We start from the raw sequence: 14,587 nt of genomic DNA, 5'->3' as shown, positions 1-14,587 counted from the left end.
GCGTAGGGGCAGGAGCGCGTCACCTCGGCGTGGACCGGGTAGTCGACCTCGGTCCGCTGCACCCCTCCGCCCACGGCGCCTACCGCCTGCGGCTGACCGTGTCCGACGACGTCATCACCTCGGCCGAACCGCTGGTGGGCCACCTGCACCGGGGCGCGGAGAAGCTGTTCGAGGTGCGCGACTACCGCCAGGTGCTCACCCTGGCCAACCGCCACGACTGGCTCGCCGCCTTCTGCAACGAGCTGGCCGTCGCGCTGGCCGTGGAGCGGATGACCGGCATGGACGTGCCGCCGCGCGCCCAGTGGCTGCGCGCCCTGCTGTGCGAGCTCAACCGGATCATGGCCCACCTGGTCTTCCTCGCCCCGCTCACCGACCCGGCCGCCGCGGGCCGGGGCCGGGAGGCCGTGCAGGCGGTGCTGGAGGAAGCCTCCGGCGGGCGCATCCACTTCATGGCCAACCGCATCGGCGGCCTGCGCGAGGACGTGCCCGCGGGCTGGACCGACCGGGTGGCCGCCGCGCTGTCCACAGTGGAGATCCCCGACGTGCCTGACGGGTTGGCCGGGATCGGTGTGCTGACAAGGGAAGCGGCTCTCGCCCACGGCGTCACCGGCCCCATCGGACGGGCGTCCGGAGTGGACTTCGACCTGCGCCGCGACGATCCCCTGCCCGCCTACCGGGAACTCGGCGTCGAGCCGGTCACCCGGCGGGAGGGCGACGCGCGGGCGCGGGTCGCGTGCATGGTCGACGAGGTCCGCCAGTCCGTCGAGCTGGCCCGCCGGTGCCTGGACCGGCTTCCCGCCGGACCGGTGAACCTGCGGCTGCCCAAGGCGATCAAGGCCCCCGAGGGCTCGGTCTACACCAGCGTGGAGGCGCCGCTGGGCACCTCGGGGGTGCTGCTGTCCTCGCGCGGCGAGAAGACGCCGTGGCGGCTCAAGCTGCGCACCCCGTCGTTCAACAACGTCCAGGCGCTCTCGGCGCTGCTGCCCGGCACGCCGGTCGCCGACCTGCCCGCCGTCCTCGGCTCCTTCGCCGTGGTCGTGGGCGACATCGACAAGTGATCAGCCCTCGCGGCGACGCCGCCGCCGCGGCGAGTCCCCGCCGCCGAACGCGGCCAGCAGCTCGCTGACCGACTTGCCGTCCGCGTGCGCGCCCGCGGGCTCCTCGGGCTCGGGCCTGCGCGTGGGCTTGCTGATCTCCTCCCACTGGGGGGAGTGCTCCTCCACCCGGCGCCGCCCGGCGGGCTCGACCGGCTGGTGCCCGCCGGTGCGCTCGGACGCCGTGCGGCCCGCCACCGGGCGGTGGCTGCCGGTCGACTCCGCGCCCTTGCGCCGGGGCTTGTCGGCCACCGACTCGCGGCTGATCATCTCGGTCCGCTCGGCGATCCGGCTGCGGCGCTCGGTCTTCGCCGACCCCACCGGACGGGCCTGGGCACCGCTGCCCCGACCCGGTTCGCGCGGCCCCAGCTCGGCGAACCGGGTCGGGTCGCCGCCCTGCGGGAACTCGTCGCGGCCACCGTCCGAACGGGACGGTGGCTTGTTCGGGGTGCGGAACAGGTCGGTGTCGCGAGCGGCCTCCCCGCGCGCCTGCTCCGCGCGCACCGGCTCACCGCGCACCGGCTCGGGGGCAGGGCGCTGCGGCTTGGGGCGGTTCACCCGCTCGGTCTGCTCGGGCTTGGGCGGGGCCTCCCGCCGGACCACCGGCGGCACGGGCCGCTGCTGCTGCACGCGGGCGGGTTCCCGGCGCACCGGCTGGGTCTGCCGCGCCGGTTCGGGCCGGGCGGGCTCGGGGCGGCGCGGCTGCTCCTTGCGCGGCGCCTCGGCCACCACCCGGTCCATCATCTCGGTGCGCACCTCGGGGCGCTCGGCGGCGGGCTTGTCCACCACCGGCCCGGCCGTGATGATCCGCTTGTCCCCCAACCCCATCAGCCGCGACTGGTCCGACAGCGACCGCATCCGGGTGGACTCCGCGCGCAGCGCCACCCGCTCGACCAGCACCTCGCCGCCCAGCAGGGCCTCCAGGTTCTCCCGCAGGGCGCGCAGCTCGCCGCGCAGCGCCTCCAGGTCGTCCTTGGCCTCCTCGCGGACCCGCTTGCGGGTCTCCGCCTCCAGCTCCAGCTCGTACTCCCGGCGAGCCGCGACCTCGCGCTCCAGCTCCAGCTCGTAGACCGACTGGAGGTCGGCCACCTCGTCATCGCGCTCGACGACCTGGCGGCGGTAGCGCGCGGCCAGGAAAGCGCCCACCAGCGCCGCCCACAGCGCCGCGACCACGGCCAACCGCAACCAGCGGGCGTTGTCGCTGAGCACCAGCACCGCCGCGGCGCCGAAGGCCAGCGCCAGCGCCCCCACCAGCAGCAGTCGCCCGGCAGCGCGACCGCGGTCCTGCCGATCGTCGTCCTGCGACGCGCCTCGCCCGGTCATGGGGCCCACGGTACCGGTCGGTTATGCGATTGAGACCTCCGGACCCGTATTCACCGGTCCGCGTGCGGGTCCGGCGGCGTCCTGCAGCAGTGCTCCAGCCACAGCCCCGCACCGATCAGCGCCGCCGCGCACACCACCCCCACGATCGAGCTGACCAGGTCGTTCGACGCGGCCTCGAACTCGCCGCGCGCGGGCAGCACGTAGACCAGCACCCCCGCCCAGCCACCCAGCATGATGGCCCCCAGCAGCGACGACGCCTTCGCCAGCGCCACCGCGCGGGCCGCGGTCAACGGCTGGACCGGCCGCGCACCGGGTTTGCGCAGGATGCGGGCCCGCAGGCTGAACGCCAGCCCGACATCCACCGCGGAAATCACCAAAAGGGTGAATCCGGCGAACCTCGGCAGCAGGGGCAGCGCGTCGTAGGCCAAGCGCAGCACCAAGTGCGCCAGCAAGCCCGCGATCAGCGCGGCGGCGAGCAGGTCCCGCGTTCTGGTGAACCTCACTGGATCATTTTGCCGCGCCTCCGGCGCGGCGGCTCGGCCGCCTGGAAGTCGGCCCATCGGCACGCGTTTCGCGGAAAATCGAAAAGCGTGATTTTCCGCGAAAGGCATGCCGACAGGCCGACGCGGCCTCGCGTGGTGGTCACCTGGCCTCCCCGGCCTCGCGTGGTGGTCACCTGACCTCCGCGGCCTCGCGTGGTGGCTGAGGGTCAGAGCAAGGAGTGGGGGTAGGGGCGGACGCCGGTCGTGTCCAGTGTGGACAGCAGGTCGGCGATCCTGCCGTGTCCGGGTAGGACGGCGTCGGGGTCGACGTCCAGCCAGGGGATCAGGACGGTGGCGCGCTCGTGGGCGCCGGGGTGGGGCAGCAGCAGGTCCGGGTGGTCGGAGCGCACGCCGTCCACGGTCACCACGTCCACGTCCAGGGTGCGCGGACCCCAGCGTCGCTCGCGCACCCGGCCCGCCGCCCGCTCCAGCTCCTGCCCGCGCCGCAGCCAACCCCACTCGTCCGGCTCGCCGGAGACGATGAGCACGGCGTTGAGGAAGTCGTCCTGGTCGGTCACGCCCCACGGCGCGGTCTCGTACACCGGGGACACCGCCACCAGGTCGTCGGCGAAACCGGCCACGGCCTGGCGCAGGTAGCCCAGCCGGTCGCCCATGTTCGAGCCGATCGACAGGACCGCCCTAGTCACGGGTCCGCCGGATGGTCACCGACACGTCCGCGAAGGTCAGCGGGATCGGCGCGGACGGCTTGTGCACGGTCACCTCGACCGCCCGCACCCTCCGGTCGGTCAGCACCTCGTCGGCGACCTCGCCCGCGACCGCCTCGATCAGGTCGCGCGGCCTGCCGCCGACGATCGCCGCCGCGCGCTCGGCCAGCTCGCCGTAGTGCAGCGTGTCGCGCAGGTCGTCGGTGGCCGCCGCGCGGGACAGGTCCAGCCACGCGGTGATGTCGACCAGGAAGTCCTGCCCGTCCCGCTTCTCGTGCTCGAACACGCCGTGGTGGCCGCGCACCCGCAGGCCGCGCAGCTCGATGCGGTCGCCCGCCGGGTCAGCCACGGCCCGCCCGCCAAGCCCGCGCCACGGCCACCGCGTCCAGCGAACGGCCCACGTCGTGCACCCGCACGCCCCACGCGCCCGCGAACGCGGCCAGCGCCGACACCGCCGCGGTGGCGTCCTCGCGGCCGTCCGGCGCGCGGCCACCCAGCAGCGTGCCCAGGAAGCGCTTGCGGGACGCCCCCACCAGCACCGGGAACCCCAGCTCCAGCAGCACGTCCAGCCGGTTGAGCAGCTGCCAGTTGTGGTCGGCGTCCTTGGCGAACCCCAGACCGGGGTCCAGCACCACGTCCTCCGCCCGCACACCCGCCGCCAGCGCGGCGTCGACCCGCGCGGACAGCTCGTCGCGCACCTCGCGCACCACGTCGTCGTAGACGGCCAGCCGCTGCATCTCGCGGCTGTGCCCGCGCCAGTGCATGACCACGTACGGCACGCCCGCCTCGGCGACGACCTTCACCATCGCCGGGTCGGCCAGGCCGCCGGAGACGTCGTTGACGATCGACGCGCCCGCCTCCAGCGCGGCCAGCGCCACCTCCGAGCGCATGGTGTCCACGCTCACCGGCACGCCCTCGGCGACCAGCTCGCGGATCACCGGCGCCACCCGCGCGGCCTCCACCTCCGGCGGCACCCGCTCGGCGCCGGGGCGGGTGGACTCGCCGCCCACGTCGACCAGGTCGGCGCCCCGGCGGTGCACGGCCACGCCGTGCGCCACCGCGTCGTCGCGGTCGAGGTAGCGACCGCCGTCGGAGAACGAGTCCGGGGTCACGTTGAGCACGCCCATCACCACGCAGTGCCCCGGCCTGGGCAGGGTCACCGGCCGCGCCCCCTGATCAGCTCGATCGCCTCCGCGCGGGTGGTCGGCGAGTCGCGCAGCATCCCGCGCACGGCCGAGGTGGTGGTGCGCGAGCCGGGCTTGCGCACCCCGCGCATCCCCATGCACAGGTGCTCGGCCTCGATGACCACGATCACCCCGCGCGGCTCCAGCCTGCGCACCAGCGCGTCGGCGACCTGCGAGGTCAGCCGCTCCTGCACCTGCGGCCGCTTGGCGTACAGGTCGACCAGCCTGGCCAGCTTGGACAGCCCGGTGACCCGGCCCTGCTCGTTGGGGATGTACCCGACGTGCGCGACGCCGTGGAAGGGCAGCAGGTGGTGCTCGCAGAACGAGTACATCGGGATGTCGGTGACCAGGACGAGCTCCTCGTGGCTCTCGCCGAAGGTCTTGTCCAGCACGCTGTCCGGGTCGGTGAACAGCCCCGCGAACAGCTCCCGGTAGGCCCGCGCCACCCGCGCCGGGGTGTCCCGCAGGCCCTCCCGGTCCGGGTCCTCGCCGCAGGCCAGCAGCAGTTCCCGCACGGCTTCCTCGGCCCGGCGCTGGTCGAAGGGCCGTCGCGCGGCGACGCCGGCCTCCCCCGTCAGGGAGAGGCCGGCGTGGTCGAGACCGGTCACTGGCGGTTGTCCGGGTCCGTGTCGAAGGACCGCTTCCCCGCCTCCGCGTCGGTGGGCTCGGGCTGCCACTGGGTCGCGGGCGGCTGGCCGCCGCCGGGGACGGTGGCCGGGGTCCAACCGGGGGGCGCGCCGTAGTTCGGCGGGCCGGACGACGGGTGCTGCGGCTGGTAGCCGTTGCTGCCGTTGGGCTGCTGCGGCGGCTGCTGGGCCTGGACCGGCGCGGTCACCGGCTCCTGCGCCGACGTCACCTCGGCGATCTCGCGCTCCAGCTGCTCCTCGACGGTGGGCGGCCACGGCTCGCCGCGCTCCTTGGCCAGCTCCGCCGGGGTCTTGACCGGCGGCTTGTCCGAGGGGACGCGGTTGCCGAACTCGTTGAACTTGGTGATCCTCGGCCGCTTCTCCACCCCGGCGAAGATCCGCTCCAGGTCCTTCTGGTGCAGGGTCTCCTTCTCGATCAGCTCCAGGGTGAGGTTGTCGAGGATGTCGCGGTAGGTGTTGAGCACCTCGTAGGCCTCGGTGTGCGCGGCCTCGATGAGCTCCCGGACCTCCTCGTCGATCTCGTGCGCGACCTCCAGCGAGTAGTCGGCCTGGCGGCCCGCGGTGCGGCCGAGGAACGGCTCGCCCTGCTCCTGGCCGTACTTGACCGCGCCCAGCCGGGCGCTCATGCCGTACTCGGTGACCATCGCGCGGGCGATCTTGGTGGCCTGCTCGATGTCGTTGGACGCGCCCGTGGTCGGCTCGTGGAAGACCAGCTCCTCGGCCGAGCGCCCGCCCAGGGCGAACACCAGCCGGGCGATCATCTCGGACCTGGTCATCAGGTCCTTGTCCTCCTCGGGCACGGACAGCGTGTGACCGCCGGTGCGCCCGCGGGCCAGGATGGTGACCTTGTAGACCGGGTCGATGTCCGGCATCGCCCACGCGGCCAGCGCGTGCCCGGCCTCGTGGTAGGCGGTGATCTTCTTCTCCTTCTCGGAGATGATCCGGCTCTTGCGGGCCGGACCGCCGATCACCCGGTCGACGGACTCCTCCAGCGCGGCGCCGCTGATCACGGTGCCGTTCTGCCTGGCGGTCAGCAGCGCCGCCTCGTTGATGACGTTGGCCAGGTCCGCGCCGGAGAACCCGACGGTGCGCTTGGCCAGGCCGTCCAGGTCGGTGTCGGGGGCCAACGGCTTGCCCTTGGCGTGCACCCGCAGGATCTGCTTGCGGCCCTTGAGGTCGGGCGCGGACACCGGGATCTGCCGGTCGAACCGGCCGGGGCGCAGCAGCGCGGGGTCCAGGATGTCGGGCCGGTTGGTCGCCGCGATCAGGATGATCCCGCCGCGCGAGTCGAAGCCGTCCATCTCCACGAGCAGCTGGTTGAGGGTCTGCTCGCGCTCGTCGTGGCCACCGCCGAGGCCGGCGCCGCGGTGGCGGCCGACCGCGTCGATCTCGTCGACGAAGATGATGCACGGCGCGTTCTGCTTGGCCTGCTCGAACAGGTCGCGGACGCGGGAGGCGCCGACGCCGACGAACATCTCGACGAAGTCCGAGCCGGAGATCGAGTAGAACGGCACCCCGGCCTCACCGGCGACCGCGCGCGCGAGCAGCGTCTTGCCGGTGCCGGGCGGGCCGTAGAGCAGGACGCCCTTGGGGATCTTCGCGCCGAGCGCCTGGTAGCGGCCGGGGTTCTGCAGGAAGTCCTTGATCTCCTGCAGCTCCTCCACGGCCTCCTCGGCGCCCGCGACGTCGGCGAACGTCGTCTTGGGCATGTCCTTGGACAGCTGCTTGGCCTTGGACTTGCCGAAGTTGAGGACGCGGTTGCCGCCGCCCTGGGCGTTGTTCATCATCCACATCAGCAGCACGAGCAGCAGGCCGAGCGGGACCAGGTACAGCAGGATCTGCATCAGGAACGAGTCCTGGTTGACCTTGGTCTCGACGGTCGGCTTGTTGCCCGCCTGGTCGAGGATGGTGAAGACCTCGTCGGTGGAGCTCGCCGGGAACTGCGTGATCAGCCGGTCGTGGCCCTCGAAGGTCACCCCGTCGTTGAGGGTCAGCTTGAGGCGCTGCTCCTTGTCCTCGATCGTGGCTTCCTTGACCTTGCCGTCCCGGACTTGCTGCAGTGCCTGGGACGTCTTGACCGGGGTGTAGCCCCTGGCGTCGTCGAAGAGCACGTTGAAGGCGTAGTAGAGCAGCAACACCGCGACGATCCACAGCAGCGGGTTGCGAAGCAGGCGCTTGCGGTCCATGCACTTACGGCCGTCGGGCGGCCTCGACCCTCCCTGACTTGGTGACGGGCGCAGACGGGCACGCCCGTCCGACCAGCCTACCGCCCGAGCCGCCGGAGCAGTGCTCCGCGTGCGGAAGCGGCGGACCGGGTGGTGGCGTTCGAGGGATCAACGGCCGGGGACGGCCGAGGGTTCCCCACCGCGGTGCCGCGGTGACCACGAACACGGCCCGCAGGTCAGAGCGGTTCACCGGGGTCGTGGTGAACCGCCTCGGCCACACCGCCGTAACCACCATGACGGCCTTGGCGTTACCAGCGCGGGTAGCGACCGCGCGAGCCGGACTCGGGTGACTCGGAACACCAGGGGCCGGCCGCGTGGTGGCGCGCGTGCGATCCTCGCCACCACGAGTGTTCAACACCCACCCGAAAGAGTGAACACCGACCGAAGGTAACGACAGCATGTCCCCTCGCCCCCAGACACCCGGACGCCTCCGGCGGGTCGCCCTCCCCGTCGGCGCCCTGCTCGGCGTCATCGCGGCCGCCGGTGTGACCGTGGTCGCGCTGCGGGCCACCAGCGGTCCCGACTGCGACGGCACCCTGCCGCTGAAGGTCGCGGTCACCCCCGCGGCCGAGGAGGTGGTGCGGGCCGCCGCGGAGGACTACCAGGCGGACCAGCCCGTCGTGGACGGCCGGTGCGTGCAGGTGCAGGTCGAGCCCCGCGGCGCCGCGGACGTGGCCCACGAGCTGCCCACCGCGCAGATCAACCCGCCCGCGCTGTGGATTCCCGACTCGTCGATGTGGGCCGCCGAGGCCCAGCGCCAGGCGGGCGACGAGGGTGTCGAGGCGCCGAAGCTGGACATCGGCGAGCCGCTGGCCAGCTCCCCGCTGCTGATCGCGGGCTCCGAGCGGGCCATGACCGCCCTCGGCTGGCCGATCACCCCGGTGAGCTGGAAGAAGGTGGTCGACCCAGGGGTCGAGGTGACGCTGAGCGACCCGACCACCTCCACCGAGGGCCTGGCCACGCTCGCGGTCATCCGCGCCCAGCTGGGCAACCCCGACGGCACCCCCAAGCCGGAGCTGATCGGCGCGCTGCTGCGGGTCGGCCGCAACGCGCTGCCGTCCGTGCGCGACGCCTTCGGCAAGGTCACCCAGGGGGTGGACAACGCGCCCGTGTTCACCGCCCCGGAGCAGTCAGTGCTGGCCGCCAACCGCGCCGCCGGGGCGCGCAAGGTGGTGGCGTCCCAGCCCCAGGAGGGCACGGTCGCGTTCGACTACCCGGTGGTGCGGGTCAGCCGGTCGGGTGAGCAGGCGGGCACCGCGCGGGCCGCCCAGGACTTCGAGGCCGCCCTGCGCGGCGACCGGACCGCCCAGCGCTTCGCCGAGGCGGGCTTCCGCACCCCGGACGGCAAGGCCCCGCAGGACTGGACGACCGACGAGCACGGCGTGCGCGGCGGCGAGGTCACCGTGCTCAAGACCCCCACCCCCGACCAGGTCTCCGAGCTGCTGGGCACGTGGGGCGCGGTGAGCCTGGACGCCCGGCTGCTGGCCGTGCTGGACGTGTCCGGCTCCATGGCCGAGCCGATGGGCAACGGCAAGCAGACCAGGGTGAACGCCGCCACCGAGGCGGCGCTGACCGCGCTGGGGATGCTGCCGGACACCTCGGAGATCGGCCTGTGGGCGTTCTCCACGGACAAGAAGCCGCCGAACGACTGGATCGAGCTGGTGCCGCTGGGGCCGCTGGGCGAGGCGCTGGGCGGGCCGACCCGGCGGGTGCGGCTGCAGCAGGGCGCGTCCAGCCTGCCGTCGCTGGTCGGCGGCGGGACGGCGCTCAACGACACCACCCTGGCCGCGTTCCGGCACGTGCAGCGGACCTACGACCCGACGAAGATCAACTCGGTGACCCTGATCACCGACGGCCGCAACGACGACATCTCCAGCATCGACACGGCCGCGCTGATCGAGACGCTCAAGCGGGAGGCGGACCCGACCCGGCCGGTGCCGCTGATCATGGTCGGCCTCGGCAACGAGGCCGACATGGCGGCGCTGCGCCAGATCGCCCAGGCCACCGGCGGCAAGGCGTACCAGGCGATGGAGGCCGAGGACATCCGCGGCGTCCTCCTGGACGGCATCTCGCAGCGCCGCTGCCGCCCCAACTGCTGACCCCACCCCCTCGGGTAGTACTTGCCCACCCCCCACCACCCACCCGGTGAGGCGCGTGCAAGTACTACCCGAGGCGCCCACGAGGGCCGGTAAGTACTACCCGAGGCGCGCGAACGCTCAGTTCGCGGTGTCCGAACGCTCCGTTCGCGCGATCGGGTGAGCACGACAACACCGGTGCTAGTCAGGTGGGCACCGCGCGAGGCCGCGTCGGCCTGTCGGCATGCCTTTCGCGGAAAATCACGCTCTTCGATTTTCCGCGAAACGCGTGCCGATGGGCCGACTTCCAGGCGGCCGAGCCGCCGCGCCGGAGGCGCGGCAGTCCTACACCGAGTAGACCTTGGGGTCGAGGGTGCCGATGTAGGGCAGGTCGCGGTAGCGCTCCGCGTAGTCCAGCCCGTAGCCCACGACGAACTCGTTGGGGATGTCGAAGCCGATGTACTTGACCGGCACGTCGACCTTCACCGCGTCGGGCTTGCGCAGCAGCGAGCACACCTCCAGCGACCGCGGCTTGCGCGAGGCCAGGTTCTTGAGCAGCCACGACAGGGTCAGGCCGGAGTCGATGATGTCCTCGACGATGAGCACGTCGCGGTCGGCGATGTCGCGGTCGAGGTCCTTGAGGATGCGCACCACGCCGGAGGACGAGGTGGACGAGCCGTAGGAGCTCACCGCCATGAACTCCAGCTGCACCGGCACGGGCAGCGCCCTGGCCAGGTCGGTCATGAACATCACCGCACCCTTGAGCACGGTGATCAGGACGAGGTCCTGGTCGCCCGCCGGGTAGTCGGCGGCAACCTGCTTGGCGAGCTCGCCGACCTTGTCGCCGATCTCCTGCTCCGTGATGAGCACGGAGGCGATGTCGCCGTCGTACACGGACGATCCCCTTCGGTCATGCCTGCACTGCTTCCAGGATCAGCCTGCCATGCGCGCGGCGCGCCACAAAGCCGCCCGCCAGCCAAACGCCCCCCTGACCGCGCCAGTCCCCCACCAGCGCGTCCACCGAGCGCAGGTGCGAGTCGGACAACTCGGGCACGCCTTCGGCGAGCAGCCAGCGCCGCAGCACCCGCCTGCGCAGCGCGGCGGGCAATCCGTCCAGGTCCCCCACCGCGCAGCAGTCGCCGTCGAAGGCCGCCGCCAGCTCGTCCAGCGCGTCGCAGTCCTCCCGCAGCTGGGCGGCCGTGCGGGCCAGCGCGTCGGCGACCCCGCCCTGGAGCACGTCCTCCAGCAGCGGCAACACCTCGGTGCGCAGCCGGACGCGGGTGAACGCCGGGTCGGCGTTGTGCGGGTCGGTCCACGGCTCCAGCCCCAGTTCGGCGCAGGCGGCGGCGGTCGCGGCGCGGGGCACCCCGAGCAGCGGGCGGCCCCACGGCGGGTCCAGCGGGCGCATGCCCGCGATCGAGCGCGGCCCGGAGCCCCGGCCCAGCCCGAGCAGCACCGTCTCGGCCTGGTCGTCGCGGGTGTGCCCGAGCAGCACCAGCCCGCGCTCGGGGCGCAGCGCCGCGTACCGGGCCCGCCGCGCCGCCGCCTCCGGGCCGCCGGGGCCGTCCACCACGACGGTGCGCACCTCGGCTGCCAGGCCCAGCTCGGCGCAGGTGCGGGCGGCGCGGGCGGCCACCTCGGCGGAACCGGGCTGCAGGCCGTGGTCGACCACGACCGCGCGGGCGCCGGGCGCGAGCTTGGCCGTCACCGCGGCCAGCGCGAGCGAGTCCGCCCCGCCGGAGACCGCCACGGTGACCCGCTCGGGCCGGTGCTCCAGCAGGAACCTGCGCACGGCCGTGCGGACCTGGGCGAGCGGCCCGTTCCCGCTCACGGCGCGACGCGGCGCAGCCAGGCGGCCGGGTCGGTGACCTCCACGCGGGTCGGGAGGGTGTCCGGGCTGGTCCACACGGTGTTGAAGCCGGCCATGCCCACCTCGTCGACCACGTGCCGGGTGAACGCCGCGCCCTCGGCGTACTGGCGGACCTTGGCCTCCACGCCCAGCAGCGTGCGCAGCACCCGGTCCAGCACGCCGCCGCCCTTGCGCCGGACGGTGAACCGCTCGCGGATGGTGCGCACCGAGGGCACCACGTCCGGGCCGACGGCGTCCATCACGTGGTCCGCGTGGCCCTCCAGCAGCGTCGACAGCGCGATCAGCCGGTCCAGCACGGCGCGCTGCTCGGGGCTCTGGAACAGGTCGAGCAGCCCCACCGGGCCGGTGGCCTCGCGCAGCCGCCGGGGCAGGTCGCGCAGCCGCGGCGAGGAGCCGTCCATGGCGTCGAGCAGCTCGGTGACCAGGCCGGCGAAGTGCCCCGCGAGCCACGGCACGCCGGTGAACTGGAGCCGGTGGGTGACCTCGTGCAGGCACACCCACATGCTGAAGTCCTCGCCCGGCACGTCGAGCGCGTGCTGCGCGCCGACGATGTTCGGGGCCACCAGCAGCAGCCTGCCGCCGTCGGAGAACGGGTCGTACTGGCCCAGCACGCGGGCGCTGAGGAAGGCCAGCACCACGCCCGCCTGCACGCCCGCCGTGCCCGCGAGCACGCCGCTGAACGCGCCGGACTGCTTGGGCAGCGCGCCGTCGGTCAGCGCGCTCAGGCCCTGCGCGGCGGCGCGCACCCAGGCCGGGCGGTCGACCACCTCGCCCGGCCGCAGCGGCAGGCCGCTGCCCAGCCCGGTCAGCTCGCGCACGTGCACCTCGGCGTCGACCGCCAGCTCGCGCAACCTGCCCACCGCGATGTCGGCCTCGGCCCTGGGCACCACCGGGCCGGGCCGCACCAGACGCGCGGCCGTGGCCACCGCCAGGTCCCAGTCGACCGGCGTGCCGCCCACCTGCTCCTGCTGCGTCGCCGCGTTCACCCCACCGACGCTACCTGCGCGTGCGGGTTCAGGAACAGCCGCAGCCGCGCAGCGCGGCGGCCAGCTCGTCCAGCGCCCCGCGCACGCTGTCGGTCGACTTGTCGCTGATCGACATGAACGCGAACACCAGGAGCCTGCCGTCGACGTCCACCACCACGCCCGCCAGCGAGTTCACGCTGGTCAGGGTGCCGGTCTTGGCGCGAACCCAACCGCGCCCCGCCGCGCCGCTCTGGCTGTACCGGGTGGCCAGGGTGCCGCTGCCGCCCGCCACCGGCAGCGCGGTCATCAGCGGGCGCAGCTTGGCGGTGCGCGGGTCGGCGGTGTCCGGCCCGGCAGCGGTGCTGAGCAGCGCGCCCAGCAGCTTGGCGGGCACCCGGTTGTCCAGCGACAGGCCGCTGGCGTCGGCGGACTGCACGCCGGTCAGGTCGAACCCGTGCTCGGTGAGCACGTCGCGGACCGCCTTGGTGGCGCCCGCGAACGACGCCTCCTGGCCGCGGGCCACGGCCACCTCGCGGGCCATCGTCTCGGCCAGCACGTTGTCCGAGTTCTGCATCATCGTCTCGACCAGCCGGTCGACCGGCGGCGACTTGACCTCGCCGAGCACCTTGGCGTCGGCCTTGGCGGTGGTCCGCCCGGCGACCTGCGCGCCGAGCCGCTCGGCCAGCTCGCGGGCGGCGTCCTCGGCGGGGGTGCCGGTGCGCGGGGTGTCCAGCAGCTGCGGGTTGCCCCGGCCGCCGTCGAGGATCAGCGACGTGATCGGGGTGACGAAGCCGTTGGGCACGTCCATGGGGTCCACGCCGGGCGCGATGCCCTCACCGGTGTAGCGGCTGGTGTCGAACTGCACCCTGGTGACCGGTCCGGCCGCCTTGACCTGGGCGACCAGGTCGTCCAGCGTGGCCGCGCCGGGGTAGACGGTGGCCACGCCCTCGGGCAGCGAGGACAGCGTCGGGTCGCCGCCGCCGACCAGCACCACGGTGCCGGGCTGGTCGCCCTGGACGACCTTGGTGGACAGCTGCTGCGTGTGGTCCAGCTCCAGCAGCGCCGCGGCGGCGGTGAGGGTCTTGATGGTGGAGGCGGGGGTCAGCGGCGTGGTCTCGCCCTGCTGCCACAGCGTGGTGCCCGCCACCGGGTCGACCACGACGCCGGTCAGCGTGCCGAGCGCGCCGTTGGCCGCCGGTCCGCTCAGCGCGGCGGTCACGCCGGGGGCGCTGGGCGGGGGACCGCCGCTGCCGACGGCGCGCAGCGCCCTGGTGACCTCGGCAGGCGGCGCGGGGGGCCGCGTGGTGGCGGTCGGGATGCTGTCGAACCAGCCCAGCCGCGCGCCCGCCAGCGACGCGCCCGCGACCAGCACGGCGACCAGGGCCAGCGCGCCGATCAGCAGCGGACGCCTGCGGCGGCGGACGGGTTCGGCGGTGCCCTCGGGCTGCTGCTCGGCCTGCTCGGGGCGCGGCGCGGGAGCAGGAGCAGGGGCAGGGGCAGGGGCAGGAACCGGGGTCGGGGCGGGCGCGGGGGCCGGGACAGGAACCGGGGAGGGAGCAGGGGCCGGGACGGGCTGCTGCTCGGTCCGCTGCTGCTCGGCGGGCTGCTCGGGCGAGGGTGCGGGCAGCTCCGTCCGGGGCGCGTCGACCTGCGGCGGCTGGAGCCGGTCCACGCGCAGCATCTCCGTCGAGGCCTGCTCCGGCTGGGACGACTCCGGGCGGGGCGACTCCGGGCGGGGCGACTCCGGGCGGGGCGACTCCGGCCGCGGCTTGGGCGGCAGCGGGATGCGCATGGTGGGCGGCTCGGCCGGTCGCGAGCGCTGCACCTGCACCGTCGGCGGCTCGCGGTCCGCCTCGTCACCGTCCACGGTTGGCCACGATGGCTCGTCGGGCACGCGGGGTCCTCCGGGGTCGACTACGGGCAATCTCACACCCCCAGGCGAGACCGCTGTGGGGGTTGACGAGACGTCGTGGTCCACACTAGTGGCCACACCGCAC

At 74.0% G+C, this 14,587-nt stretch carries 14 protein-coding genes; 2 read left to right on the top strand and 12 right to left on the bottom strand.

Annotated features, from left to right (window positions below):
- The first annotated feature begins 29 nt into the window (after positions 1 to 29).
- Positions 30 to 1,058 (top strand): NADH-quinone oxidoreductase subunit D, encoded by a 1,029-nt coding sequence (locus tag JOF41_RS32645; RefSeq protein WP_307867606.1) that lies wholly within the window; start codon positions 30 to 32, stop codon positions 1,056 to 1,058.
- Here the strand turns inward: JOF41_RS32645 and JOF41_RS32640 are convergent, their stop codons facing one another.
- From JOF41_RS32640 to ftsH, 8 genes are all read right to left on the bottom strand, one after another.
- Positions 1,059 to 2,417 carry a DUF6779 domain-containing protein gene (locus JOF41_RS32640; RefSeq protein WP_189221237.1) on the bottom strand — a complete coding sequence of 453 codons (1,359 nt, stop codon included), beginning with the start codon at positions 2,415 to 2,417 and terminating at the stop codon, positions 1,059 to 1,061.
- 50 nt (positions 2,418 to 2,467) lie between these two features.
- Entirely contained in the window at positions 2,468 to 2,920 is a 453-nt protein-coding gene (locus JOF41_RS32635) for a DUF3180 domain-containing protein (RefSeq protein WP_189221238.1), read from the bottom strand.
- Complete coding sequence (locus JOF41_RS32630; protein WP_209623661.1) at positions 2,917 to 3,063, bottom strand: hypothetical protein; 147 nt, start codon at positions 3,061 to 3,063, stop codon at positions 2,917 to 2,919. The genes JOF41_RS32635 and JOF41_RS32630 overlap by 4 nt, the downstream gene beginning before the upstream one ends.
- A 63-nt stretch (positions 3,064 to 3,126) precedes the next feature.
- A complete protein-coding gene (gene folK / locus JOF41_RS32625; protein ID WP_209623660.1) occupies positions 3,127 to 3,606 on the bottom strand; it encodes a 2-amino-4-hydroxy-6-hydroxymethyldihydropteridine diphosphokinase in 480 nt (159 codons plus the stop codon).
- On the bottom strand, positions 3,599 to 3,973 hold the full coding sequence (gene folB / locus JOF41_RS32620) for a dihydroneopterin aldolase (protein WP_209623659.1): 375 nt from the start codon (positions 3,971 to 3,973) through the stop codon (positions 3,599 to 3,601). Before folB ends, folK begins: the two co-directional genes overlap by 8 nt.
- Positions 3,966 to 4,751: a dihydropteroate synthase gene (folP, locus tag JOF41_RS32615; RefSeq protein WP_189221728.1), complete on the bottom strand. Its 786-nt coding sequence runs from the start codon at positions 4,749 to 4,751 to the stop codon at positions 3,966 to 3,968. Before folP ends, folB begins: the two co-directional genes overlap by 8 nt.
- A gap of 29 nt (positions 4,752 to 4,780) precedes the next feature.
- Positions 4,781 to 5,416, bottom strand: coding sequence for a GTP cyclohydrolase I FolE (folE, locus tag JOF41_RS32610; RefSeq protein ID WP_189221240.1), 636 nt, complete (start codon positions 5,414 to 5,416; stop codon positions 4,781 to 4,783).
- A complete protein-coding gene (gene ftsH / locus JOF41_RS32605; RefSeq protein WP_209623658.1) occupies positions 5,413 to 7,641 on the bottom strand; it encodes an ATP-dependent zinc metalloprotease FtsH in 2,229 nt (742 codons plus the stop codon). Before ftsH ends, folE begins: the two co-directional genes overlap by 4 nt.
- A gap of 437 nt (positions 7,642 to 8,078) precedes the next feature.
- On the opposite strand from ftsH, the gene JOF41_RS32600 reads away from it, so the two are divergent.
- Positions 8,079 to 9,779 carry a substrate-binding and VWA domain-containing protein gene (locus JOF41_RS32600; RefSeq protein ID WP_189221242.1) on the top strand — a complete coding sequence of 567 codons (1,701 nt, stop codon included), beginning with the start codon at positions 8,079 to 8,081 and terminating at the stop codon, positions 9,777 to 9,779.
- 321 nt (positions 9,780 to 10,100) lie between these two features.
- Here JOF41_RS32600 and hpt read toward each other — a convergent pair whose 3' ends face one another.
- The 4 genes from hpt to dacB are packed head-to-tail and all read right to left on the bottom strand — an operon-like array spanning position 10,101 to position 14,457.
- Positions 10,101 to 10,649 carry a hypoxanthine phosphoribosyltransferase gene (gene hpt, locus JOF41_RS32595; RefSeq protein WP_189221243.1) on the bottom strand — a complete coding sequence of 183 codons (549 nt, stop codon included), beginning with the start codon at positions 10,647 to 10,649 and terminating at the stop codon, positions 10,101 to 10,103.
- Positions 10,650 to 10,665: 16 nt separating this feature from the next.
- Positions 10,666 to 11,586: a tRNA lysidine(34) synthetase TilS gene (gene tilS / locus JOF41_RS32590; RefSeq protein ID WP_189221244.1), complete on the bottom strand. Its 921-nt coding sequence runs from the start codon at positions 11,584 to 11,586 to the stop codon at positions 10,666 to 10,668.
- Entirely contained in the window at positions 11,583 to 12,611 is a 1,029-nt protein-coding gene (locus tag JOF41_RS32585) for an Rv3626c family coenzyme F420 biosynthesis-associated protein (protein ID WP_189221245.1), read from the bottom strand. The genes tilS and JOF41_RS32585 overlap by 4 nt, the downstream gene beginning before the upstream one ends.
- Before the next feature lie 28 nt (positions 12,612 to 12,639).
- Positions 12,640 to 14,457: a D-alanyl-D-alanine carboxypeptidase/D-alanyl-D-alanine endopeptidase gene (dacB, locus tag JOF41_RS32580; RefSeq protein WP_307867604.1), complete on the bottom strand. Its 1,818-nt coding sequence runs from the start codon at positions 14,455 to 14,457 to the stop codon at positions 12,640 to 12,642.
- Between the last annotated feature and the right edge of the window lie 130 nt (positions 14,458 to 14,587).

This window comes from Saccharothrix coeruleofusca (genome assembly GCF_017876325.1).
GTDB lineage: Bacteria > Actinomycetota > Actinomycetes > Mycobacteriales > Pseudonocardiaceae > Actinosynnema > Actinosynnema coeruleofuscum.
Note: the sequence above shows the minus strand (reverse complement) of the source record. Positions and strands in the feature narration are given on the sequence as shown.

Bases quoted from the DNA above. Each gene is read 5' to 3' on its own strand.
- ftsH (WP_209623658.1), bottom strand. From the start codon at position 7,641: ATGGACCGCAAGCGCCTGCTTCGCAACCCGCTGCTGTGGATCGTCGCG.
- folP (WP_189221728.1), bottom strand. From the start codon at position 4,751: ATGGGCGTGCTCAACGTGACCCCGGACTCGTTCTCCGACGGCGGTCGC.
- JOF41_RS32600 (WP_189221242.1), top strand. From the start codon at position 8,079: ATGTCCCCTCGCCCCCAGACACCCGGACGCCTCCGGCGGGTCGCCCTC.
- JOF41_RS32640 (WP_189221237.1), bottom strand. From the start codon at position 2,417: ATGACCGGGCGAGGCGCGTCGCAGGACGACGATCGGCAGGACCGCGGT.